This is a genomic window from Rufibacter sediminis (assembly GCF_014269285.1).
In the GTDB taxonomy this organism is placed as follows: domain Bacteria; phylum Bacteroidota; class Bacteroidia; order Cytophagales; family Hymenobacteraceae; genus Nibribacter; species Nibribacter sediminis.
This window is the reverse complement of record NZ_JACOAF010000001.1, coordinates 175,404-198,659: the sequence shown is the minus strand read 5'-3', so window position 1 is coordinate 198,659 and position 23,256 is coordinate 175,404. Positions and strand designations below refer to the sequence as shown.

Annotated in this window: 19 protein-coding genes; 2 read left to right on the top strand and 17 right to left on the bottom strand. The window is 53.2% G+C overall.

Annotated elements, in window-relative coordinates:
- The first annotated feature begins 28 nt into the window (after positions 1-28).
- Complete coding sequence (locus H7U12_RS00865; RefSeq protein ID WP_186631406.1) at positions 29-1,213, top strand: THUMP domain-containing class I SAM-dependent RNA methyltransferase; 1,185 nt, start codon at positions 29-31, stop codon at positions 1,211-1,213.
- Between the two features lie 346 nt (positions 1,214-1,559).
- Here H7U12_RS00865 and H7U12_RS00860 read toward each other — a convergent pair whose 3' ends face one another.
- The 8 genes from H7U12_RS00860 to H7U12_RS00825 form a co-directional block, all read right to left on the bottom strand.
- Positions 1,560-2,369: a DUF4349 domain-containing protein gene (locus H7U12_RS00860; protein ID WP_186631403.1), complete on the bottom strand. Its 810-nt coding sequence runs from the start codon at positions 2,367-2,369 to the stop codon at positions 1,560-1,562.
- 287 nt (positions 2,370-2,656) lie between these two features.
- Complete coding sequence (murA, locus tag H7U12_RS00855; RefSeq protein ID WP_186631400.1) at positions 2,657-3,961, bottom strand: UDP-N-acetylglucosamine 1-carboxyvinyltransferase; 1,305 nt, start codon at positions 3,959-3,961, stop codon at positions 2,657-2,659.
- Between the two features lie 6 nt (positions 3,962-3,967).
- Positions 3,968-4,639, bottom strand: coding sequence for a DUF4290 domain-containing protein (locus H7U12_RS00850; RefSeq protein WP_186631397.1), 672 nt, complete (start codon positions 4,637-4,639; stop codon positions 3,968-3,970).
- Positions 4,640-4,840: 201 nt separating this feature from the next.
- Entirely contained in the window at positions 4,841-7,078 is a 2,238-nt protein-coding gene (locus H7U12_RS00845; RefSeq protein WP_186631394.1) for an ATP-dependent helicase, read from the bottom strand.
- 116 nt (positions 7,079-7,194) lie between these two features.
- Positions 7,195-9,663, bottom strand: a complete 2,469-nt coding sequence (locus H7U12_RS00840; RefSeq protein WP_186631392.1) for a hypothetical protein — start codon at positions 9,661-9,663, stop codon at positions 7,195-7,197.
- 12 nt (positions 9,664-9,675) lie between these two features.
- The gene (locus H7U12_RS00835; RefSeq protein WP_186631389.1) at positions 9,676-10,818 is read right to left on the bottom strand and encodes a DUF4249 domain-containing protein; all 1,143 of its coding nucleotides are present in this window, start codon (positions 10,816-10,818) and stop codon (positions 9,676-9,678) included.
- A complete protein-coding gene (locus H7U12_RS00830) occupies positions 10,818-13,610 on the bottom strand; it encodes a TonB-dependent receptor (RefSeq protein ID WP_186631386.1) in 2,793 nt (930 codons plus the stop codon). Before H7U12_RS00830 ends, H7U12_RS00835 begins: the two co-directional genes overlap by 1 nt.
- A 53-nt stretch (positions 13,611-13,663) precedes the next feature.
- Positions 13,664-14,416, bottom strand: a complete 753-nt coding sequence (locus H7U12_RS00825; RefSeq protein ID WP_186631383.1) for a hypothetical protein — start codon at positions 14,414-14,416, stop codon at positions 13,664-13,666.
- Between the two features lie 304 nt (positions 14,417-14,720).
- Between H7U12_RS00825 and H7U12_RS00820 the strand changes: the two genes are divergently transcribed.
- Positions 14,721-15,296 (top strand): DUF3109 family protein, encoded by a 576-nt coding sequence (locus H7U12_RS00820; RefSeq protein WP_186631380.1) that lies wholly within the window; start codon positions 14,721-14,723, stop codon positions 15,294-15,296.
- A 95-nt stretch (positions 15,297-15,391) separates the two neighbouring features.
- Here H7U12_RS00820 and H7U12_RS00815 read toward each other — a convergent pair whose 3' ends face one another.
- The 9 genes from H7U12_RS00815 to pdxA all read right to left on the bottom strand — a co-directional run bounded on the left by H7U12_RS00815 (position 15,392) and on the right by pdxA (position 23,255).
- On the bottom strand, positions 15,392-16,351 hold the full coding sequence (locus H7U12_RS00815; protein WP_206683843.1) for a DUF6340 family protein: 960 nt from the start codon (positions 16,349-16,351) through the stop codon (positions 15,392-15,394).
- Positions 16,352-16,417: 66 nt separating this feature from the next.
- Positions 16,418-17,761: an acetyl-CoA carboxylase biotin carboxylase subunit gene (gene accC / locus H7U12_RS00810; protein ID WP_186631374.1), complete on the bottom strand. Its 1,344-nt coding sequence runs from the start codon at positions 17,759-17,761 to the stop codon at positions 16,418-16,420.
- A 156-nt stretch (positions 17,762-17,917) separates the two neighbouring features.
- Entirely contained in the window at positions 17,918-18,406 is a 489-nt protein-coding gene (gene accB / locus H7U12_RS00805; RefSeq protein ID WP_186631371.1) for an acetyl-CoA carboxylase biotin carboxyl carrier protein, read from the bottom strand.
- A gap of 4 nt (positions 18,407-18,410) precedes the next feature.
- On the bottom strand, positions 18,411-18,974 hold the full coding sequence (gene efp / locus H7U12_RS00800) for an elongation factor P (RefSeq protein ID WP_186631368.1): 564 nt from the start codon (positions 18,972-18,974) through the stop codon (positions 18,411-18,413).
- Positions 18,975-19,097: 123 nt separating this feature from the next.
- Positions 19,098-20,096 carry a beta-ketoacyl-ACP synthase III gene (locus H7U12_RS00795; RefSeq protein ID WP_186631365.1) on the bottom strand — a complete coding sequence of 333 codons (999 nt, stop codon included), beginning with the start codon at positions 20,094-20,096 and terminating at the stop codon, positions 19,098-19,100.
- Between the two features lie 37 nt (positions 20,097-20,133).
- Positions 20,134-21,075, bottom strand: a complete 942-nt coding sequence (plsX, locus tag H7U12_RS00790) for a phosphate acyltransferase PlsX (RefSeq protein WP_186631362.1) — start codon at positions 21,073-21,075, stop codon at positions 20,134-20,136.
- A 64-nt stretch (positions 21,076-21,139) separates the two neighbouring features.
- Positions 21,140-21,334, bottom strand: a complete 195-nt coding sequence (gene rpmF / locus H7U12_RS00785) for a 50S ribosomal protein L32 (protein WP_062544815.1) — start codon at positions 21,332-21,334, stop codon at positions 21,140-21,142.
- A 32-nt stretch (positions 21,335-21,366) separates the two neighbouring features.
- On the bottom strand, positions 21,367-21,927 hold the full coding sequence (locus H7U12_RS00780; RefSeq protein ID WP_186631359.1) for a YceD family protein: 561 nt from the start codon (positions 21,925-21,927) through the stop codon (positions 21,367-21,369).
- 320 nt (positions 21,928-22,247) lie between these two features.
- Complete coding sequence (gene pdxA, locus H7U12_RS00775) at positions 22,248-23,255, bottom strand: 4-hydroxythreonine-4-phosphate dehydrogenase PdxA (RefSeq protein WP_186631356.1); 1,008 nt, start codon at positions 23,253-23,255, stop codon at positions 22,248-22,250.
- Position 23,256 lies beyond the last annotated feature (1 nt).

The following is a 23,256-nucleotide window of genomic DNA, read 5'->3' as shown; positions in this document are numbered from 1 at the left end:
GGCTCCGCTCAACCAAACACCGCTTTCTATGGCCAAATCAAAATCATCGGGTAATTTCAACATGACGGCAACTACCCTGGCGGGTTTGGAAGAAGTGCTGGCTCAGGAACTCCGCGATCTGGGGGCGCAGTACGTGAAAGTAGGGGTGCGGGCCGTGACCTTCAGCGGAAACCAGTACCTGCTCTACCAGGCCAACATCTGCTGCCGCACGGCCATCCGGATATTGAAGCCGTTTGCCCAGTTCAAGGCCCGCGATGAAAAGGAACTGTACATGAAGGTGCGCGAGATTGACTGGGACCCGTACATGAGCCTCAATGATACCTTCGCCATCAATGCGGTGGTGTCCCGCTCCACGTTTGAGCACTCGCTGTATGTCTCCCAGCTCACCAAAGACGCCATTGTGGACCAATTCCGGGAGAAAACCGGCCGTCGGCCCAATATTGACGTGACCACGCCCGATGTGAGAATCAACCTGCACATGCACGAGAACATCGTGTCGCTGGCCCTGGATTCCTCGGGCGACTCACTGCACCGCCGGGGCTATCGGCAGCAGACGAACGTGGCCCCTTTGAATGAAGTGTTGGCGGCCGGCATTCTGCTGCTGAGCGGCTGGGACAAGCGGTCGCCGCTGTATGACCCTATGTGCGGCTCGGGCACGTTCCTGGCCGAGGCGGCCATGATTGCCCACAACATTGCGCCGGGCGTGTACCGCCGCGATTACGGCTTCATGCGCTGGCCCGATTACGACGCCGAGCTCTACAAACGCGTGTACCAGGATGCCATCTCCAAAGAAGAAGCCGATGTGGAGGTCGATATCTTCGGCTCTGACGTAGACCCTGATTTCGTGGAAGCCGCCTTCCAGAACATGGAATACGCCGAGCTGGACCAATACGTACGCATCAAAGAACTCAACTTCAAAGAGGCCGTAAAGCCGTCTGATCAGGGAATTGTGGTGATGAACCCACCCTACGGCGAGCGGATAGGCGAGGAAAGCGAGATCAACGGCCTCTACAAAATGATAGGTGACACCCTGAAATCTAATTTCCAGGACTGGGATGCCTGCATCTTCACCGGAAACCTGGAAGCCGCCAAACACATCGGACTAAAGCCATCGCGCCGGATTCCTCTGTACAACGGTCCCATTGAATGCCGCTTGTTCAAGTATGAACTGTACAGAGGCAGCAAGCGCGTGAATGAGCCTAGTGAAGAATAGATGTTGATGAGCCATCGCCTATAAACCAGCCTCAGACACATCGTTTCGCTAAACCAAGAATCCCTCAGCGCCATCTACTGATTAGATGACGCTGAGGGATTCTTGTTCTTACACGCTTCAGTTTCTGTTTTTAAGCCGATTTTCAGAAAGAAGATCAAAAGCGGCTATGCTACATTGCTCACCTATTGTCAGCCTTCCTTGTTGGTGTTCTCACCAACAAGTCAGACCAGAACGTCTTTCCGCTTGCTGGTGCTATCACGCAGCAAGGGCGATGGTTATACGCTGGGGCTTTGCTGAACGGCTTGACCATTTTAGGGCTGTTTTCCTGAAAGGAGCCCTGAAACGCTTACGCTACATTTCGCTTGCGCAGGTAAAGAAGCACGCCCGCACCTAACAACCATAATGGCCAGACATAGAAGAGACCTACCACCACAGAGAGCCACAGCTGCCAGCCTGTGTCCAGAGCTGCCAGAAGTCTGCTGCCAAAACCGGGTTCCTGCGGCACATGGGTAGGAATCACCTGGTACATAGACAGCCGGATGGTGCTGAACGCCGTCTGGTTTTGCAGGTACCTAAGACGGGCTTCGGCACTTTCAATCTCCTCGCGCACCAACTGAATCTCACGCTCCACTTCCAGCACCTGCTTCATGTTCTTGGCTTCTTTCAACAAACCCAGAAAACGCTGCTCCACCGCCAGTTTGGCTTTCTTGCGGGCCTGCAGGTCAACGTACTCCATGCCCACATCCTCCGTGGAGATAGTCCGGACATCTAACTGGATGCTCTCTTTCTGCAGCTGCTGCATCAGCGGTTTAAACTTTTCGGGCTGCACCCGGATGACGAAATCCGTGGTCTTGGCGTCATCGGTTTGCTGTTGGGTGGTGTTGGCGAGTGTGGCGCCCAGATCGGAGACCAATAACTCTACCCGCTGGGTGCTTTCAAAAAGGTCCTTCACCTGAAACTTCACCTCGGCCTGCCGGATCACGTGCTCCGGGGCGGTGGGCTTGGCTTCGTCTGGTGGGGCGGTGCTTTGAGCGGCATCCTGGCTGGTAGCCGTTTCCTGAACCATGGCTTCTTGCTGTTTGCCTTCACATCCACTGAAAAGGAGGGAGGCCGTGCAGAAAAGGAAAAGCGAGAGAAACGAGAAGAGAGTTTTCATAGGCCGAAGTTTACCTTTAATGCGCTGTCCCTCAAAAAGGTAACCCATTTCACGGGCACAATAAGTAACCCACTGATTACGTTTCGGGGCTCTTTTTCTGAAAGTAGGGGAAAAGGAAAAGTGAGGAAATGATCCTGCCTTGGTGCATTTTCCTTTGAAAAACTAGAGCCGATAGAAGAGTTGTTTTAGAGCTGTTTTTCTGAAAATGGCCCCAAAACGAAAACTCCTGGGCACAAAAAAAGGGAGCCGTTAAGGGCTCCCTTTTCTATAAAGTAGGGTAATCGAGATTACAGACGGGTGATCTGCGCCCCGATGGCGTTCAGACGGCCGTCAATGTTCTGGTACCCGCGGTCAATCTGCTCAATGTTGTGGATCACGCTGCGGCCCTCGGCGGAAAGCGCGGCGATCAGCAGGGCCACGCCCGCTCTGATGTCCGGCGACGTCATGGAGATGCCGCGTAACGGCACCTGACGGTTCTGCCCAATTACGTTGGCACGGTGCGGATCGCAGAGGATGATCTGCGCGCCCATGTCAATGAGTTTGTCCACGAAGAACAGGCGGCTCTCAAACATCTTCTGGTGAATGAGCACGGTACCTTTGGCTTGGGTGGCCACCACCAGCGCGATGCTCAGCAAGTCTGGGGTGAACCCCGGCCAGGTATGGTCAGAAACGGTCAGGATGCTGCCGTCAATGTAGGTGTCAATCTCGTAATGGTCCTGAGCCGGAATGAAAATATCATCGCCCCGGAACTCCATCTGGATTCCCAATCTGCGGAACGTGTCCGGGATCAAGCCTAATTCCCTGATCTGAGCGTCTTTGATGGTGATTTCGGAACCGGTCATGCCGGCCAAACCGATGAAAGAACCGATCTCGATCATATCCGGGAGCATGCGGTGCTCGGTACCGCCCAGTTTCTCCACACCCTCAATGATGAGCAGGTTAGACCCGATGCCGCTGATTTTAGCACCCATGCGGTTCAGCATCTTACAAAGCTGCTGCAGGTAAGGCTCGCAGGCCGCATTGTAAATGGTGGTGATCCCCTCAGCCAGTACGGCGGCCATCACAATGTTGGCCGTTCCGGTCACCGAGGCCTCGTCCAGTAGCATGTACGTGCCTTTCAGGTTTTTGCCTTCCAGGTGGTAGAAGCTGTCCGCGGAGTCATACGTAAACTTGGCCCCCAGTTTCTCAAACGCCACAAAGTGCGTGTCCAGCCTTCTGCGACCAATTTTATCTCCGCCGGGCTTGGGCAGTTTGGCTACCCCGAAACGGGCCAGCATAGGTCCCAGGATCATCACTGAGCCTCTAATGGCGCGGGCCTGCTCAATGAATTTCTCGGTGGTGAGGTAGTCCAGGTTAACGTTCTCGGCTTTGAAAACATAGGTGTCTGGTGCGGTTTGCTCCACGTCCACGCCCATGTCACGCAACAGCTCAATGAGTTTGTTCACGTCCCGGATGTTGGGGATGTTGGAGATGACCACCGGCTCAGGGGTCAACAGCACCGCGCAAAGGATTTGTAACGCCTCGTTCTTGGCGCCCTGCGGAATAATTTCGCCGTGTAAAGTACGACCCCCTATTACTTCAAAAGACGCCATGCGTTCTTATTTATTCTTACTACGGTTTTGATTCTGATTCTTGTTCTGGTTGTTGTTCTTGTACTTCTGGTTGTTGTTGTTCTGGTAATTGTTGTTGTTACCAGGACCCTGCGGCGCTTTGATGGTGCTTTCAAAAAGATTGCCTTTTTCCATGAGGGCAGGGTTCACGTCCAGCTCTCCTTTGGAGAGATCCCGCAGGTTTTCCAGGATCACCTCGTCGGTGACGCTGTCTTTGTTGTAGGTGCGGTACAGTACTTTCATCAGTTTCCCGATGGAGATAACGGCGGCCTCGCGTTCCTGCGGATCATTGATCTGCTTGGCTTTGTCAATGAGGCGCTCCAGGTTGGTGCCGTAATGCTTGAACCGGGGGTTCTGCACCGGATAGTCTACCCGCTGCGGCTTGTCATTGAGGTATTCCATGGCGCTCAGGGCAAAGGGCGCGTCCACGTCCAGCTTGCCGTCTGACATCACGTACAAGTGGTTCCAGAGCGTCTGCTGGGCATCCTGGATGTCTTTCACGTTGGGGTTCAGACGGCCCATGAGGTTGACCAGCAATTGGGCCAGCTGCGTGCGTTTGCCCCGGTCTTCCACCGTGAGGATGTACTGGACAATGTTCTGCACGTTGCGGCCGTACTCCCGCAGCAAAAGCTCTTGTTTAAAAGTGGAACTAGCTACCATGTGATGGAATGTGTTGCAAAGTCAAAATTAGGAATTTTTTGTTCGTATCATGTATCGTGTATCAAGTATCACGATAAAAGTATTTCCGTTTTAGGCTTGTTTTTAGAAAAACAGGCCTAAAACGGAAATACTTATTCAAATGCTATATGTCAAGATAAAAGTCTTGCTACCTGATACGTGATTCGTGATACGCTTCATGTCTTACGCATGAATGCGCAGCTTGGCGAAACTCAGGAGCAGGGTTTTCTCGCCCACGCCTTCAAACTCAATGATGGCTTTGATGGAGTTTCCTTGATTGTCTATCTTGGTCACGTTCCCGAACCCGAATTTAGGATGCTCTACGCGCATACCCGCCTGCAGGTTTGAGGTGTCACTAGGCGTAAAGTCGGCGGGCGGCGTGTAAGACGAGGCCGCCGATGGTTTCTTAGCCGGAGAAATAAGCTGGGCCACAGGTGTTTTCCGCTGCAATACTTTCTCCAGCGGCGCGCGCTCATCGCCGAACTTGAAGTTCAGGAACGTAGGGTCAATCTCGTCAATGAACCGGCTCTTCTCGGCGGCCCGCAGGTTCCCCCACTGGTAGCGGCTGGTGGCGTAGGAGAGAGTCAGCTTCTTCTCGGCGCGGGTGATGGCCACGTAGAACAGACGGCGTTCCTCCTCCAGATCGGCGCGGGATTGCAGCATCATCTGGCTGGGGAACAGGTTCTCTTCCATACCCACAATGAACACGTTTCTAAACTCCAGACCTTTGGCCGAGTGGATGGTCATCATGGTCACGTACTCGCCTTCCTCTTCTTTCTTGGTGTCAGAATCGGTGAGCAGCGCGATGTCCTGCAGGAACAAGGCCAAGGAGTTGTCTTCTTTCTCCGGATCGTCCACGAACTCCTTGATCGCATTCAGCAATTCCTGGATGTTCTCGTAACGGGCCAATCCTTCCACTGATTTATCAGCGTACAGATCATCTACCAGACCGGAGTGTTTGGCGATGTAGGTAGCCGCCTCAAAGGCGTCTTTCTCCTGGGCAATCACCGCGAAGCTTTTGATCTTCGTCGCGAAATCATGGATGGCGGCCCCGGCTCTTCCGCCCACCAACTGATTGGCGTGGCTCACCACTTCCCAGATGCTGTGGTTGGATTCGTTGGCCGTGACAATCAGTTTCTCAATGGTGGTGTCGCCAATGCCTCGTTTAGGGTAGTTGATCACGCGGCGCAGGGCCTGCTCATCGTTGTGGTTGATGGCCAGGCGCAGGTACGAGATCAAATCCTTGATTTCCTTGCGTTGGTAGAACGACAGACCGCCCACAATGCGGTACTTGATGTTCATCTTGCGCAGGGCCTCTTCCATGGCCCGGCTTTGGGCGTTGGTTCTATAAAGGATAGCGAAATCTTCGTAAGAGAGGTGGTGGTTCATCTTCTCCTCAAAGATTGCGTGGGCCACCAGTTTGCCTTCCTCGTTGTCTGAGCTGGCTTTGATCACGTCAATGAGCTGGCCTTCCTCGTTCTCGGAGAAGACGCTCTTGCGCAGCTGCGCCTTGTTGTTCTTGATGACGCTGTTGGCCGCCTTCACAATGTGCTGGGTCGAACGGTAGTTCTGCTCCAGTTTGAACACCTCCAGCTCAGGGTAATCGCGCTCAAAGTTGAGGATGTTCTGGATATCCGCACCGCGGAAGGCGTAGATACTCTGGGCATCATCGCCCACCACGCAGATGTTGCGGTCCTTGGCGGACAGCTTGCGGGTGATGAGGTACTGGCTGTAGTTCGTATCCTGGTACTCATCCACCATCACGTATTTGAAGATGTGCTGGTACTTGTTAAGCACGTCCACGTGGTCCCGGAAAAGCACGTTGGTGTTGAACAGCAGGTCGTCAAAGTCCATGGCGCCGGCCTTGAAGCACCGTTCGGCGTAGATTTTGAAAATCTGGCCTATTTTCGGGCGAAGCGCCGCCTCGTCATCCGCCTGGATGGCGGGGTCCCGGAGGTATTGCGCTACGGAGATCAGTTTGTTTTTGGCCGCCGAGATGCGCCCCAGCACCATGTTGGGTTTGTAGAGCTTGTCGTCCAGGTTCATCTCCTTCACAATGTTCCGGATGAGCGTTTTGGAGTCATCGGAGTCATAGATGGTGAAGTGGCTGGGGTAGCCGATTTTCTGGGCCTCGGCCCGAAGGATACGCGAGAAAACGGAGTGGAAGGTCCCCATCCAGAGGTTCTTGGCCTCGGGTCCCACCACTTTCTCAATCCGACCGCGCATCTCTTTGGCGGCCTTGTTGGTAAAGGTAAGGGACAGGATGTTAAACGGATCAACGCCTTTTTCCAGCAAGTGCGCGATGCGGTAGGTCAGCACCCGCGTCTTACCGGAGCCCGCACCGGCGATGATCATACAAGGGCCTTCGGTATTTAAAACAGCGGCGCGCTGTGACTCATTCAGGAGTTTCAGATAATCCATGCTCACAATGATTCTTTCTTCAGGGAGAACACAAAATTACGGAATAAAGTCGCATTTCCTGAGTTCGTTTTACGCCTGGTTTCTGAATACCTTGCCCAAAACGGCAAGCTGGTGCGTTACAAAGGTTTCTTCACTTCAAAGGTGAGCACTTTGCTGCCGGGTAAGCCGTTCTTGGTAAGCCCCTGCACCACGATGGAGTAAGAGCCGGGCTGGTCTGAGGTGTAGAAGTGCAGGCTGGCGCGGCCGCTCTCATCCGTCACCAACTCTGGAGCCCAGAACAGGAGGTTGCGCCAGTCGGGCAGGCGGCTGAGTTTCTGCTCGTTGGTGTCATAGGCGGGAGCGTAGAACTCACGCTGGAGCTGTAAGCCCTCGTACTCCTGCAGCAAGGCGCGGGAATCCAGCGGGAAACCGGCCAGATCGCCTTTGTAGGTGGTGTAACTGACCACACCATTGGAAACCAACGAGCCGTTGTAGTATTTACTTGTCACCACGTCCAGTTTGCGCACCTTCAGCGGATCAAAGGCCATGATCTGGTCGATGTCAAAAACCGGGACTCCATCCAGCAGCACCAGAGGGTCTTCCTGGAAAATCTGCCGGTTCGCGTCATCCAACACCAGAAAATGGAAGCCATCGCGGCGCTTCCGCACCATCACGCCAGGCACGTATTCGCGCATCACCTCCTCCATTACCTTGAAACGGGTGTAATCGTCCAGTAAATACTGCTGGCTGGGTTTGCCGTAGAAAGCGAGGCTGTCTATTTTGGGGGCTTGGAAGCGGTTCAGGGACTTTTCAAAGTAGATGTTCTGCGCCTGCACCTCCAGGTGGCGCAGGTAGATGGCATCTTTCAGGTTTTCGCTTACCTCAAAAAGAGGCAGGGCCGTTTTGGCGTGCTTTTCAGAAAAAGGGTCCAAAAGCTGCAAGTGGTAGATGCTGTCTTTCAGGGTATTGGTTTGCAGGACCACCTCCTTCTGGCCAAAGAAATCCTTCGCATCGAAAAGCACCGCCCCGTTCCCTTTGCTCACGCTGCTGTAAAACCGGATGAGCTTGCCGGGCGAGGCCAGGAACGCGCGTATGCCTTTGGCGGGCTCGCCGGTGGTTGCCTGCGTGACTTTCCCTCTGATGAGGTGCCCGTCATATTCCGGCAGGTAAGCGAAAGCAGGTGTTTGCTGGGAAAGAATCTGCTCCCAGGAAAAACGGCTCCAGCCATGGGTGAGCATCAGGTTGTCAAAAGCTTCGTCGGCTTTGGGGCCGGTTTCCGAAAAGTAGGAGGAAACCTGCTCAATGGTGCCTCTCAGGTCAGAACCTAGCCAGAGATAAGCCTTGATGTCAGCGGGATTGGATGTTGCCAGCTGGTCGTTTCTGAAAACCGCCACGGAAAGGTTCGCCGAGGTGGATGCTCCGGCCCCGAATTGGGTGCGCAGGTCAAGAGCCACTTTCTCCCGGGTGCCCACCTGATTTTTCCCGATGCTGGTTTCTATCTCCAACTCCTGCGCCGGTCGTTTAAAGAACAGGCGTTCACAAACTGGTTTTTGCTGGCTGTTGAAAACGGTGAAATGGGTGATGCCCTCGGGCAGCGAATCTTTCAGGACCGAGAAAAGGGCTTGTCCGTTGGTCAGCGGAGCGGAGGCGGTGACGGCCACTCTTTGCCTGGTGTGCCCCAGCAGGTACAGCGTACCAGTGTGCTCGCCCGTTGCCCGCACGGTGAGGCGCAGTTCGCCACTATTGCTATCCTCCAACTGTACTCCAAAACCTTGTTCCTGCACGGGCGGCAATTTCTGCTGAATCACCTTTCCGTTGGCAAATCTGATCTGGGCCGTGTAGTGGTCTGTGCCCGTAGGGGTGAAGCGGAAGTACCCTATCCCCAGCTTGGTGGGCTGGAAGCTGGCCACTACTTTTCCGGTTTGGTCCAGGATCTCGCCCTGGCAGAAGGCACCTTTGCCGGTCACGCTGTTTTGGGCCTGAAAAGCCACTTTTACCGGCAAACCGCGGACCAGGTGACCACCCTCCGGAAAAAACCGGATGGCGTAGGCAGCGGTATCCGTGAGGGTTTTCAAACCCAGGGGCTGAAACGTATTGATGATGGTGATGGACTGCTGGAAATAAAAATCCTGGCTGAAATTCTTCATCCAGTTGGTGTAGGCTCTGACGGAGTAGTTTCCTGCCTCTAGCGTCACCGGCAAGACAAATGAGCCGCTTCCAGTACCTTCTTTCAGCGCGACTTTCCCCTGCAGCACCGGCTTCTGGTCTTTGTCCAGGACTTCCACATAGGCCACTTTGCTCATGTCCAGCGGGTGATGGTGGGCGCCTTCCACCGTGTATACTTTAAACCAGATAGTCTCGCCGCAGACGTAAGACGGGCGGTCCAGGTGCAGGAAGATTTTTTCCTGAAGGGCTTTTCGGTTGTATTCCTGGAAATCAGAAACCAGACTGGCGAATGACTTCACTTGCCCTGCTGCCGGCTGAAGGACAGCCAGAACCAGCCCTAATCCCAAGGCGAGTTTTAGGCCGCTTTTCCGGAAAATAGCCCCAAAACGGAAGGTGAGCTGGCGGTTTATGACCGGTTGATGTGCTATTGGTGCGTTCATGTTGTGTGCTGTTTATTGCCAATAGGCTGGTCTTTGCGTGGTGCCAAACACCCGGCAATCTACGCAGGAACTGGAGGCGCCCGCGTAACCGATCAATGCCATGCTGTTCGAGTAAATGCGGTCAACGGGGAGGTAGCCACTACCTGAGAAATATTCCCCTTCCTCTCCAACTTTAACTGTGTCAAAGGGGCAGAATTGGCTTCTGATTCCCCAACCCGTGGGTAAATCACTTCGGCTGATGAAGATCCGTTTCTCCTGCACAGAGGAAATGGCCATAAACCCGATCACCGGTTCAGAGGGGGTGGTCAGGCTACGGATATTTCCGGTGAGTTGCGTAGGGAGCGGATCAAACAAGGTGCCAATGCTCTCGGTATTCTTCTTCAGGGCTTCCCAGTAGTCATAGGCTTCTTTGGTCAGGGCGTACTGCTTCACCAGAATACTGTACTTGCGGTTAAGTTTCTCTGAATTGGAGGGAATACTCAGCAAAGGGAAATTACTCATCACGTCCTGGCTCAGCCGCACGGTATTCCCGATCTGGATGGAAGAGGAATTGTTGAACCGCCAGCAGAGGTTGATTTGGTTTCTAGGGTCCCGGTCCCGCATTTGCCCGTTGACATACTCAAGCACCGAGTAATAGTAGGCGCTATATTCCCAGGTTTCCTCAAACTCCCAGCGGTAATAGCGGGTGTTGTTTTGGTCATCATGGGAACTGACGGATACCTGCAGGTTGCCATCATCGGTTTTCCAGGTAATGTCGTCAATGGTCGGGGTGTATTTTACCTCCAGGTAATCGGAGGCATAGCGATCTCCGGAAGCCGAGATCACCAACCGGTATTTTTTGTCTCCTATGATGGGCAGAGCACTGGCAAAATAGGTGCCGGCTTCGGTTTCCCGTAGCGGGAAGGTGTTTCCATTCTCTTCCTCCAACGCTACGGTGGCACCCGACTGCACTTTGGGGGCGCTCTCGTCTGACAGATTTTGGGTGCGCGAGAGTTTAATGGTGGTAGGCCCGTTGCTGTTGATGAAGCCGCTCACTACTAAAAAGCTGTTGGGGCCTTCTACCACCTCGGGGGCATACGGTTCCTCGCAACTGGCCAGAAAAAGAAGACAAAGCCAAGAAAGAGCTGTTTTGAGGCTATTTTTAGGAAAACGCATTAAAATCGGAAGTTATAGGTGATGGTAGGGATGGGCTGCCCGAAGATGGAGAGTTTGTAGCCTTTGATCTTCCCGGCCTCGGACCGGAAGTACACCGAGTACGGATTTTTGCGGCCGGTCAGGTTGTAGACCGCCAGTGTCCAGGAGCTGTGGGCCAGCTTCTTGATTTTGTGGTTCCCCTCAATGTTCATGGCGAAGTCCACGCGATAGTAATCCGGTACCCGGTACTGGTTTCGGTCTGAGTAGAAAATGCGCTGCACGTTGCCGTCCTGGTACTTGGCGATGGGCAGGGTGATGGGCCGGCCGGTGCTGTAAGTGAAGTTCAGCGACGTGCTGAACCGCTGGCTGAACCGGTAGTTGCTGATGAGTGTCACGTCATGCGGCTTATCAAAATTGCTGGGGTACCATTCTCCCTGGTTGATGAGCTCAGACACCTGCGGGTTGTTCAGGCGCACCAGCGTACGCGAGTAGGTGTAGCTCACCCAGCCGTTGAGTTTGCCGGTCAGTTTCTTCAGCATGACTTCCACCCCGTAGGCTTTACCCTCGGCATTGGCCACATCGGTTTCAATGTGGTGATTCAGCACAATGGTGGCGCCGTTGCGGTAATCCAGGAAGTCCTTCATCTTTTTGTAGTAACCTTCCACGGATAACTCAACGGTGTTGGCCCGGAAATTCTGGTAGTAACCCAGCGCCACCTGATCGCCTACCTGCGGCCGGATGTTCGCATCGCTCAGTTTCCAGGTATCTGTGGGGGACATGGTGGCTGTGTTGGAGAGCATGTGGATGTACTGGCGCATCCGGTTGAAGCTCATCTTCACCGAGGAATGATCCGTCAGACCAAATCTAGCCGAAATGCGGTACTCGGGTCCGTGGTACGTCGCAAAGGATTTGCCGGAGCCGTAGGAAACGGTGTCAACGATGGTGCTTTCCGTTTTTGGTTCGTTGGGCGCATACGTATAGGCCTCCCGCGGCCCCAGCGCATTGAACAGCGAATACCGCAGCCCCAGGTAAACAGAAAAGTGGGGAGAAATATCGATCTGGTCAGAGGCATAGACCGCACTCTCCAGCGCCTTTTCCCGCTGCAGCACATCGGGCATGATCAGCGACTCAGACCCTACCGGCTTCAGGCTTCCCGGCGAGACATTGTAGAGGATGGAACTGGCCCCAAAGTCAAGGGTGTGTTTGGAATTCAGGAAGTAATTGAAATCAGCTTGCAGATTTGCCTGGTTCATACTGAACGACATGTCTGAGGCGTTTACAGCGTTCTTTTCAGAATTCACCCCGTAACCGTAGTTGCTGTAGGCCCCAGTCACCACGCTGTAGAGTTGGTTATGGAAAATGTGTTTCCACTTGACGCTGGCATTATGGTTGGCGAAGCTGTATAGGGTGTCGCTGCCCAGCCGGAACTTGTCTTTGCTGAGGTAACCTGAGACGTAAAGCGTATTGTTGCTGTTTATTTCGTGGCTGATTTGCGCATTCAGGTCATAAAACGAGGCTGAGCTTTTGGCGAACGTTTCCTGCGGCAGTTTCTTGAGAAGCCAGTCTGAGTACGTGCTGCGGCCCGCCACCATAAAAGAGGTCTTGTCTTTGGTGATAGGTCCCTCCAGCATCAACCGACTGGTGAGGAGTCCTAGTCCGCCGGAGCCGCTGAACTTCTTCTTGTTGCCATCCCGGGTGGTGACTTCCAGCACCGAGGACAGCCTGCCGCCGTACCGAGCTGGGATGTTGCTTTTGTGCAGCTCCACTGACTTGACGATATCCGGGTTAAAGGCGGAAAAGAAACCGAACAGGTGCGAGGGGTTGTAGATGGTGGCATCGTTGAAGAGAATCAGGTTCTGGTCAGTGGAGCCGCCGCGCACGTTCATGCCGGTGCTGCCTTCGCCTACTGATTTCACGCCCGGTAAAGTAAGCACCACGCGTAGAATGTCCGTCTCGCCAAAGGCGGTAGGCACCTGTTTGATGGCGCGCATGTCCAGGCGTTCCATGCCCATCTGCATACCGGCCACGTTGCGGTCTTTCTCGGCCTCCACCAGCACTTCCTTCAGTGATCTCACGTCTTCCTCCACCTCAATGTCCAGTTTTCCGTCAGAATACAAGCCAATGCGGCGCTTGGAGTTCTTGATCCCGATGCCTCTGATAAGCAGCTCGTGCTGGCCTACGGGTAAGGTTAAGGAGTAGTAGCCGTATTGGTCTGAGGTGGTGGCCAGGAGCGGCGATTGGATGTACACCGAGGCCCCGATGATCGGCTCACCGGACTTGGCATCCCGCAGGTGCCCCGCCAGGTTCGCGTTGCCGGTCGCGCCGTCACGTTTCACCCCAATGACGTACAATTTAGCCTCTGAGACCGCTTTCTTCTTGTCTTGTTCCCCCGGGATGAATGGCTGCCGGGCCGCTCCCTCGTTCGCCAGCGGTTTGCTTTTGGTCAGGTTTTCATTCCGTTGGAAGAAGTTGTCCGGAAGCGTGGCCACAAACTTTTTGCCCTTGGTAAGCAGCACATCGTTTTGTTCGGTGATGCTGAACCGAAGGTCCGTTCCCGCCACGGCCTGCTCCAAAATTTCCTTCAATGGCTTCTGGGTAGCTTGAACGGTAACGGTGACACTGTCCAGATCTGCGGCATGATAATAGAACCGGTACCTGGTCTGATTCTCTACTTCCCGGATCAGGTCATGAAAGGAAGCTTCCTTCAGGCTTAAGGTCAGCAGGGGCGGGGAAGAAGTTTGGGCGTTTCCCTGACGTAAGCCTAACAAGAGAAAGGCGGCCAAAAGAAACGTAATCCGGTAAAGTGGGGTCATCTGATGTTGTTCAAAGGGCGGTAAAGCTGGATGTAGTAGGGGAGAGTGGTCAATCAACTGTTTTTCAAAAGGTCATATTGCCGTACCAGCGCCATAATGGCCTCCTCACGCCGATGTTTAAAGGAGAACTTCTGGGTGCGGGCAAACTTTTTCAGTTCCTTCTTCTTGTCGCTGAAAATGTTGTACACCGATGCCGCTCGCTGCACCGGGTAATAAGCCGAGTCTTTTTTGATAAAGAACCTGTCGTTTGATGTATAAACCTCTATTACTTTTTGGTCGGTTATTTTATCTTCTTTCAGCTTGCTTCTATTGATCAGTAATTGCGTGCCTCCTTCATACACCACATCGTAAAAGCCGGTGGGCAGCGCTCCTCTCACCGTAGAATCCGGCGCCACATGCCTGATAAACCGGTGCCCCTGCCATTCAAATGCCGTCACTTTCTCCGTGATCAGTTTCTGCAGGAGATAACCGTTCGATACCACGATCACTTCATGGGTCACGATGTCATACAGCAGGGGAACATCTTCATACAAAGAGCCATCATACCGCACGTTTCCCGGCGCGCTCTTGTCCTGTAAGAAATATTGGTGCCCATCGCGGCTGGCTCTTCGGTAGTCTACATACTCCGGACCATTATATAAGTGCGATTCGGTTTTGGTGGCTTCTCGGTAGAGGCGTACGGGGTAGCTTTGTGTGGTCTGGTTACTGGTTGCTGCGGTACTAACCGTCTGAGATAAAGCAGGGAGGGAAAGAGGAAAAAGAAAAGCTGCCAGTAAAAGAAGCTTTCTTTCCAACTGATGTAGCATGGAAGAAGAATTTGGGGGTAAAGGCTATCTGCTTTCCAATATATTATATTTTATTCATATAGTACAGTGTTTTGACAAAAAGATAAAATAGTATCATGTTAATAGTACTCAGACAGAATCAAAAAGTATTACCATAGTCTTGCCGGGATAAAAGAAAGAGAAAAGCAGCACCGCCGTTTTAGGCCTATTTTCAGAAAAGAAGCCTTAAAGCGGCGAATAGCCAACTGAGGGATATTCTTTTTCCTCTTTTTGCGGTCGAACTTAAATAGCGGTACTTTTGTCTTTCTGCTGTAAGAAAAAGCTCATGATTGTACTACAAAATACCGTTCTCTCAGATGATCTCAAAGACAAGTTCTTTGTCTGCAATCTGGAGAAATGCAAAGGTGCCTGCTGCGTGGAAGGTGACCTGGGCGCTCCGTTGGATCTAAATGAATTGCCCCAGTTAGCCGATGCGTACGCCCACGTGAAGCCCTATATGTCGCAGGAAGGCATTAAGGCCGTGGAGGAGCAGGGGTTGTACGTAGAGGATTTTGAAGGTGATTACAGCACGCCCACCATCGGGGACCGCGAGTGCGCCTACGCCATCTACGACGATAACTTCACCCTGAAGTGTGCCATTGAGCAAGCCTATCTGGACGGTAAAATCTCCTGGAAGAAACCAATCTCCTGCCACCTGTACCCCATCCGGATCACGAAATACGACGGCTTTGAGGCCCTGAACTATGACCGTTGGGAAATCTGCAACCCGGCCTGTTCCTTCGGGCAGGAGTTGGGCGTACCCGTTTACAAATTCCTGCGCGAACCCCTGATCCGGAAATACGGAGAGGAGTGGTTCCAGGAACTGGACGAGATGGTCGCCAAAGAAGCACTGGTCAAATAAACCGCATTCCTGTTAAAATCGGATCGCCCGTTTCAGGCCTCTTTTCTTAAAAGAAGGCTTGAAACGGGCGATCCGATTTTCAGGGGGTATCAACTTTACTTCAGGTCTGAAAGCATTTTGCGAGCCAGGCGGTTGCCAGCACTGGCGGCAAGTTGGGCCCATTGCTTGGCTTCCTCCAGGTTGCCTTGGGCCTCGCTCATCAAGGCGAGGTTGTAGGCAGCCTTGGCAGCGGTGGAAGGGGAGGCATCCTGCGCCAGCGGGAGAAGTAGTTCGGCGGCCTCTTTCCAGTTTCTGATTTCAATCCACTCGGCGGCGGGGGCCAGCGCTCCCGTGCGGTAGTAAGGCCGATGGACCACGATTGCTTTCGGAAAGAATCGTTGGGCGTACGCCTGTCCGTTGGCCAGCGCAACGGAATGCACCGTTTCTAGTGAGTTTTCCAGAGCAGGACCCACCAAGGTCATTTCCTTCGTCATCTTTTCATTAAACACGTACGGTTTACGCGCCGTGACATGCGTTGAGTCCAGGAGAGCTCCCGTTTGGTCATACAGCGCCCACTGGGTGGTCAGGAGCAGACTGTAGTGCCAGGTGTTCGTTTGGGGGCCCAGCGAGGGCAGCGGTGACCTGAGCAGGTTCCCCAGAGTTACATCACTTCTTTGAATATCGGCGGTCACCTCCTGCAGGAACAGAACCTGAGAGACCTTCCTCTCCTGGCAAATCTGCTGTACGTAGCTGGCGGAAATCCTCTGAGGACGGAGGTTAAACCGGTTCAGCAATTGGCTATCTGCCACCTGCACGTGGTAGCTGGAGTCTTTCCGGAAAAAAGTAGTTGCGCCCGCAATGGCTTCCTGGGCGGCAAACTGGTACACCTCGGCCTTTTCCTTCTTCTTGTAGAGGGAAGCAGCCTGGTAAAGTGGAACAATCAGTAAGTGCCTGTCCTGCTTGGGGAACGCATGGGCGGGTGGCTGTTCTACCTTCACGAAGAGCTGTTTGGTACAGCTGGTACTAACCGCGAGAAGGCAAAACGTGACGAAGGATAACCCTATTTTCATTTTCATCTCTACTTCCCGGTAAACAGAAAAGCAGCCCCTCTGAGCTGCTTTTCTGTTTTAAGCCTGTTTTTCTTAAAACTTAGTGAAATCGTAGGTGTCCAGGTAGCTGGTGGTGAAATCGCCTTCGTTGAAGTTTTTGTCGTCCATCATGGCCAGGTGGAACGGGATGGTGGTTTTCACGCCTTCGATCACAAACTCGCTCAGGGCACGCTTCATCTTAACGATGGCCTCCTCCCGGGTCTGGGCACTCACAATCAGCTTCGCGATCATGGAGTCATAGTTGGCAGGAATGGTGTAGCCCGCATACACGTGCGTGTCTACGCGAACGCCGTGGCCACCCGGGATGTGCAGCACGGTGATCTTGCCGGGGCTCGGGCGGAAACCGGCCTTCGGGTCCTCGGCGTTGATACGGCACTCAATGGCGTGCATCTGTGGATAATAGTTTTTGCCGGAGATAGGAATTCCGGCGGCTACTTTGATCTGTTCCTTGATGAGGTCATAGTTCACAACTTCCTCGGTGATGGGGTGCTCCACCTGAATACGGGTGTTCATCTCCATGAAGTAGAAATCTTTGTGCTTGTCAACCAGGAACTCAATGGTCCCCACGCCTTCGTAGTTGATGGCTTTGGCACCGGCAATAGCGGCCTGACCCATGCGCTCGCGCAGCTCGTCTGAGATGAACGGCGAAGGAGTTTCCTCAATCAGTTTCTGGTGACGGCGCTGGATGCTGCAATCACGCTCAGACAGGTGGCAAACGGCCCCGTACTGGTCGCCCACGATCTGGATCTCGATGTGGCGCGGCTCCTCCACGAATTTCTCCAGGTACATGCCGTCGTTCCCGAAAGCGGCTTTGGCTTCCTGACGGGCATCGTTCCAGGCCTTGTCAAACTCATCAGCTGATTTGATGATGCGCATGCCGCGGCCACCGCCACCCGCCGTGGCTTTGATGATGACCGGATATTTAATTTTGGCCGCCAGTTTCTTGCCTTGCTCGGCAGAAGCCAACAATCCTTCCGATCCCGGGATGGTAGGCACGCCGGCTTTTTTCATGTACTCCTTAGCCGAGGACTTGTCGCCCATGGAGTTGATCATCTCCGGAGAGGCGCCAATGAACTTGATGCCGTTTTCGGCACAAATTCTGGAAAACTCAGCGTTTTCAGAAAGGAACCCGTAGCCCGGGTGAATGGCATCGGCGTTGGTGATTTCCGCAGCCGCAATCAGGTTAGGGATATTCAGGTACGACTGGGACGATGGGGCCGGCCCGATGCACACCGCTTCATCCGCGAAGCGTACGTGCAGGCTTTCCTTGTCGGCGGTAGAGTACACGGCTACCGTTTTAATGCCCATTTCCTTGCAGGTCCGGATGACCCTCAGCGCAATTTCGCCACGGTTGGCAATAAGTATTTTTTTGAACATGTAGTTAATGTGCTAATGTGTAAATGTGCTGATGTGCTAATGATTCAAAAAAATAATGTGCTAATGAACTAGTTAAAGCAGGGAGGGAACTAAATGAAGTCATGAAATTCCACCCGCACTTAAAGTAGCACATCAGCACATTAAAAAATCAGCACATTAGCTAGGATCTACCAAGAACAACGGCTGGTCGTATTCTACCGGGCTGGAGTTGTCTACCAGCACTTTCACGATACGGCCTGAGATCTCAGACTCGATTTCGTTGAACAGCTTCATGGCCTCAATAATGCAGATCACCTGGCCTTTTTGTACCTCGTCGCCCACGTTCACGAACGCCGGAGACTCTGGGTTGGCAGAGCGGTACAGCGTCCCGATCATAGGGGCTTTGATGGTCACGTATTTGCTGGTGTCATCGGCGGCGGGCTGAGCCGGGGCGGCCGGAGCAGCGGGAGCCTGGGGCAGGGCAGGGGCTGCGGGGGCCGCAGGCAATGCCGCTGGGGCGGCAGGGCTAGCTCCTTGCACAAATTTCACTTTCTGGCTCGCCTCGCGCTCCACTGAGATTTTGAATTCCTCAGTCTCGATGTCAACTTTGTTCAGGCCTGATTTCGCGATGAAATCAATCAGTTCTTGGATTTCCTTAGCTTTCATAGTTCTATTTTACTCGTTCGGCGTAGGTATAGGTACGCGTGTCTACCTTTATTTTTTCATCCTGCCCGATAAACAACGGAACAGAGATAGTGGCCCCGGTTTCTACGGTGGCTGGTTTTGAGGCGTTGGTGGCGGTGTCTCCCTTGATGCCCGGCTCTGTATACGTGATAACTAGCTCTACATACGTGGGAAGTTCAGCGGTGAGCGGGGTTTCCGTCTCGGCGTGGAACAGGATGGTCACTTCCTGGCCTTCTTTCATCAGGTCAGCAAAAGGTACCAGTTTCTCGTTCAAGGTTACCTGCTCAAAGGTATTCATGTCCATGAAGTTGTAGCCGTAGTCATCTTTGAAGATGAACTGGTGCGGGCGCTGCTCTACACGGGCCGTGGTTACTTTCACGCCGGCGGTGAAGGTGTTGTCCACCACTTTGCCGGTTTTGATGTTCTTCAGTTTGGTACGCACGAAGGCTGGACCTTTGCCGGGTTTCACGTGCTGAAACTCAGTGATAAGCCACAGGTCGCCGTTGAATTCAATGCAAAGCCCGTTGCGGAAATCAGCGGTAGTTGCCATAAGTAGTTGTGGGTTTCGGTTTAAAATGCCGGTGGGTTTTTCCCGTTCGGACATAAAAAAATTCGGCCAAAGATAGCCGAATTTTTTGATCTATTTCAGAAAAGTGCCTTAAAAACGAGGTCCTTACTTAGGGTCATACGCCCATTTCAGATAAATGGAGCCCCAGGTGAAACCACCGCCAAAAGCGGCAAGAATCACGTTGTCACCTTTTTTGAGTTGGTTTTCAAATTCCCACAGGCACAAAGGAATGGTGCCGCTGGTGGTATTGCCATATTTCTGGATGTTGATCATGACCTTCTCCGGGCCCACGCCCATGCGGTTGGCTGTGGCGTCAATGATGCGCTTGTTGGCCTGGTGGGGCACCAGCCAGGCAATGTCATCGGCGGTGAGGTTGTTCTTCTCCATGATTTCGGCAGACACATCGGCCATGCCTTTCACCGCGAACTTGAACACCTGCTGGCCTTCCTGGAACGCGTAATGCTCTCTCCGGTCCAGGGTTTCTTGGGTGGCGGGTCTGCGGCTTCCGCCGGCTTTCATGTGCAGGAACTGCGCCCCGGTTCCGTCTGACTTCAGGATGCTGTCCTGTACGCCAAACCCTTCGGTGTTAGGTTCCAGCATCACGGCCCCGCCGCCATCCCCGAAGATGATGCAGGTGGCGCGGTCAGTATAATCTACAATGGCGGACATTTTATCTGCCCCCACCACAATCACTTTCTTGTATTTGCCGGTCTCCACAAACTGCGCGCCGGTGGCCAGCGCAAACAGGAAACCGGAGCAGGCGGCCTGCAGGTCATAGCCAAACGCGTTCACGGCGCCCACCTCGGCGCAGATGATGTTGGCCGTAGCTGGGAACACCATGTCTGGGGTGGTGGTGGCGCAGATGAGCAGGTCTACTTCCTCTGGCTGGGTATTGGTTTTCTTCAGCAGTTCCAGTACCGCCGGAATGGCAATGGCGGAGGTGCCCTGGTCTTCTCCCTTCAGGATGCGTCTTTCTTTGATCCCGGTACGGCTAACGATCCACTCATCGTTGGTTTCTACCATTGTCTCCAACTCCTGGTTGGTTAACACATACTCCGGGGCATAGCCACTCACACCAGTGATGGCGGCGGTAATTTTGCTCATAACGTTCTGAAGGAATGTCTGGTGAAAGGGCGCACAATTAGGCGCTAAAGTATTTTCTGAATTTATCTGAGATATGGGACTCCGCCATCTTGTTGGCTAAATGGAGCATATTGCAGATGGCAGTAGGGCTGGATACACCGTGGCCAATGACCGCGTTGCCGTTCACGCCCAGAATCGGACTTCCGCCTACCGCTTCATAGTTGAAGCGATCAAAGAAGGGATCAGAGATTTTTTTCTCCAGCAGGATATCGTAGATAGATTCTGCCATTTTGAGAAGCACGTTACCGGTGAACCCGTCACAGACAATGACGTCGGCTTTGTCATTGAACAGGTCGCGCCCTTCAATGTTCCCGATAAAGTTGATGGATTTGTTTTCTTTGAGGAGTTTGTAGGTGGGCTGGGTCACCATGGTGCCTTTTCCTTCCTCTTCCCCTAAGTTCATGAGGCCTACCCGCGGATTCTCAATGTCCAGCAGGTATTGCGCACAGATGGAACCAATCTCGCCAAACTGCTCCAGAATCTCGGGTTTGCAGTCTGCGATAGCTCCCACGTCCAGCATGACCCCGTATCCGCCCGCTAATTTAGGGACGAAGCTGGCCAGGGCCGGGCGAAGGATGCCTTCTACCTGTTTCACGCTGAAGACAGCGCCTACCAACATGGCGCCGGTATTACCGGCGCTGCAGAAAGCGTCTACCTTTTTAGAGGCCAGCATGCCGTAACCTACCGCTATGCTGGAGTCTTGTTTCTGGGTGAGGGCTTTAGTAGGGTGTTCACCCATCCCAATCACTTGAGATGCGTGAACAACCTTTACTCTGGAACCGGTGTAGCCGTGCTTTTTGAGGAGGGAATTGATTTTGACTTCATCTCCAATGAGGAAAATCTCAATTTCATTCGTCAAAGTCTCAGCCGCCAAAAGTGCGCCTTCTACAACTGCGTCGGGGGCGAAGTCGCCGCCCATTGCATCCAGAGCTATTTTCATGTAAAGCGTGTTTCGTAAATTATCCTACAAGTAACTAAAATAAAGCCTGTCTAGGCAAGCTTTATTACGCAACAGAGGTATAATTTTTGATGGCCACTTTACCGTTGTGGTACAGATCTCCGTCTACCACGTACGCTCTGTGGTATTGGTGCACCTCACCGGTGTTAGGGCAGATAGAAATCGCCTTTGGAGTGATTTTGTCGTGCGTTCTTCTCTTATCTCTTCTGGTTTTGGAGATTTTTCGCTTAGGATGTGCCATCTCAGGTAATTATTACAAAATTGGTTATAAACTTATTTTAACTTTTTAAGGGCGGCGAAGCGCGGGTCTACCGGACCATCGTCCTCCCCGTCATCATCTCCGTCCTCCTCGTCTCCGTCAGAGCCGGTGGAGTAAATCAGCAGGCCTTCCGCCTCCGGATCATCCTCCAGTTCAAGATCTTCCTCTACAAACCTGGGGTGCAGCTTTTTCATGGGTATCGCCAGCCCGATGTAGTCATACAGGTGCTGGGCGATGTTGATGTACTGCGTGTCAGGGGTAATCTGCAACACGTTCACGTCCAGTTCCAGGTCTTCCGGGCCGAAACGCACGAGCAGCGTTTGCTCCACTTCCAGCGGGTGCTCAAATTCCTCCAGGCTCCGGTCGCAGATCAGGCGGACGGTTCCCTGGATGTGGAAGTCAAACTGCAAAAGAAGCTCCGATTTGTGCAGCTCTACCACTGCCTTCAAGTTGCCGCCCAGGATCAGTTCCTGCTCAAACAACTCAAAGAAGCGGTTATCCAATTCAAACTCGTAGCCGTGGCTTTTGTTGCCCAGCTTGACAAGGTTGATATCGTATTTCTTAATCTCCTTCACGTTGCCTCTTTTTTTGCAAGTCGCAAAATTAGCAAGAATATCTGAATTATAAAATACAAATGCCTTTTTTGCGCTGGTTAATAAATAGCCGTTTCGGGCTTGTCTTGGGCAAAACAGCTTCTAAACAGGACTAGTTCATTATGAGCCAGATACCTGTACCTCTAGGTTTGAAACCGGTGGACCTGTTTTCTTGTACGGCTGTTCTTCGCAAAGAACCCATTTCCCCGGCTTAGAAAGCGATGTATAAAGCAAAGCGTTTTAGGGCCTTTTTCAATAAATCAGCCCTAAAACGCTTTCAATTGTTTCTTCCTTACTTCCGCCTACGCCTCTGCCCGCACACGCAGGATATCCACGGCGGCGAACAGGGCTTCCCGGAACGAGGTCTCGTCGGCTTTGTTTTGCCCGGCAATGTCATAGGCGGTGCCGTGGTCAGGGGAGGTGCGCACAATGGGCAACCCGGCCGTGAAGTTCACGCCCCGCTCAAAGGCGATGGTCTTGAACGGAATCAGGCCCTGGTCATGGTAAAGCGCCAGCGTGGCATCGAATTTCTTGTAGCTGCGCGTCCCGAAGAAGCCATCGGCGGGGAAGGGACCAAACACCAGGTTGCCTTTGTTCTTGAGCTGTTCAATGACCGGCAGGATGATCTCCGTTTCCTCGGTGCCCAGCAGCCCGTTTTCCCCGGCATGGGGGTTCAGCCCCAGCACCGCAATCTTAGGTTTCTGAATCCCGAAATCCCGGCGCAGCGAGTTGTCCAGAATGGTGAGCTTGCGGATGAGCAGTTCTGGGGTGATGCGGTGAGCAACCTCTTTTAAAGGCAGATGGCCGGTGACGGTGGCTACCCTGAAATCATCGGCGACCAGAAACATCAGGCTCTCCGGCGCGTCAAAGAAGGTGGTGAAGAACTCGGTATGGCCCGGGAACTGGAACCCTTCGCCCTGGGTGTTGTCCTTGTCAATGGGGGCCGTCACCACCGCCTGAATATGGCCGTCTTTCAGGTCCTGGGCGGCGCGCAGCAAGGCCGTGCGGGCCAGGTGACCGGTAGCAGCCGTGGGAGTGCCCGGGGTGAACTCAATCTCCTCTTCCAGGCAGTTCAGGACGTGGGTTTTCTTGGGGTGCAGCTGGTCAAACGACTGGATGGTTTGGAAGTTGAAATTCTCCAGACCCAGCAGTTTGCGGTATTTGTTCACCGCCCCGGCGGAGCCGTATATAATAGGGGTGCAGTAGTGCAGTACCCGGTTATCAGAAAGGGTTTTCAGTACGACTTCCGGCCCAATGCCGCTGATATCTCCTATTGTAATTCCTATGCGAGGCTTGGTTCTGTGCTCCATT

Coding starts and splice junctions, on each gene's coding strand:
- H7U12_RS00865 (WP_186631406.1), top strand. CDS start 29: ATGGCCAAATCAAAATCATCGGGTAATTTCAACATGACGGCAACTACC.
- H7U12_RS00860 (WP_186631403.1), bottom strand. CDS start 2,369: ATGAAAACTCTCTTCTCGTTTCTCTCGCTTTTCCTTTTCTGCACGGCC.
- murA (WP_186631400.1), bottom strand. CDS start 3,961: ATGGCGTCTTTTGAAGTAATAGGGGGTCGTACTTTACACGGCGAAATT.
- H7U12_RS00850 (WP_186631397.1), bottom strand. CDS start 4,639: ATGGTAGCTAGTTCCACTTTTAAACAAGAGCTTTTGCTGCGGGAGTAC.
- H7U12_RS00845 (WP_186631394.1), bottom strand. CDS start 7,078: ATGGATTATCTGAAACTCCTGAATGAGTCACAGCGCGCCGCTGTTTTA.
- H7U12_RS00840 (WP_186631392.1), bottom strand. CDS start 9,663: ATGAACGCACCAATAGCACATCAACCGGTCATAAACCGCCAGCTCACC.
- H7U12_RS00835 (WP_186631389.1), bottom strand. CDS start 10,818: ATGCGTTTTCCTAAAAATAGCCTCAAAACAGCTCTTTCTTGGCTTTGT.
- H7U12_RS00830 (WP_186631386.1), bottom strand. CDS start 13,610: ATGACCCCACTTTACCGGATTACGTTTCTTTTGGCCGCCTTTCTCTTG.
- H7U12_RS00825 (WP_186631383.1), bottom strand. CDS start 14,416: ATGCTACATCAGTTGGAAAGAAAGCTTCTTTTACTGGCAGCTTTTCTT.
- H7U12_RS00820 (WP_186631380.1), top strand. CDS start 14,721: ATGATTGTACTACAAAATACCGTTCTCTCAGATGATCTCAAAGACAAG.
- H7U12_RS00815 (WP_206683843.1), bottom strand. CDS start 16,351: ATGAAAATGAAAATAGGGTTATCCTTCGTCACGTTTTGCCTTCTCGCG.
- accC (WP_186631374.1), bottom strand. CDS start 17,761: ATGTTCAAAAAAATACTTATTGCCAACCGTGGCGAAATTGCGCTGAGG.
- accB (WP_186631371.1), bottom strand. CDS start 18,406: ATGAAAGCTAAGGAAATCCAAGAACTGATTGATTTCATCGCGAAATCA.
- efp (WP_186631368.1), bottom strand. CDS start 18,974: ATGGCAACTACCGCTGATTTCCGCAACGGGCTTTGCATTGAATTCAAC.
- H7U12_RS00795 (WP_186631365.1), bottom strand. CDS start 20,096: ATGAGCAAAATTACCGCCGCCATCACTGGTGTGAGTGGCTATGCCCCG.
- plsX (WP_186631362.1), bottom strand. CDS start 21,075: ATGAAAATAGCTCTGGATGCAATGGGCGGCGACTTCGCCCCCGACGCA.
- rpmF (WP_062544815.1), bottom strand. CDS start 21,334: ATGGCACATCCTAAGCGAAAAATCTCCAAAACCAGAAGAGATAAGAGA.
- pdxA (WP_186631356.1), bottom strand. CDS start 23,255: ATGGAGCACAGAACCAAGCCTCGCATAGGAATTACAATAGGAGATATC.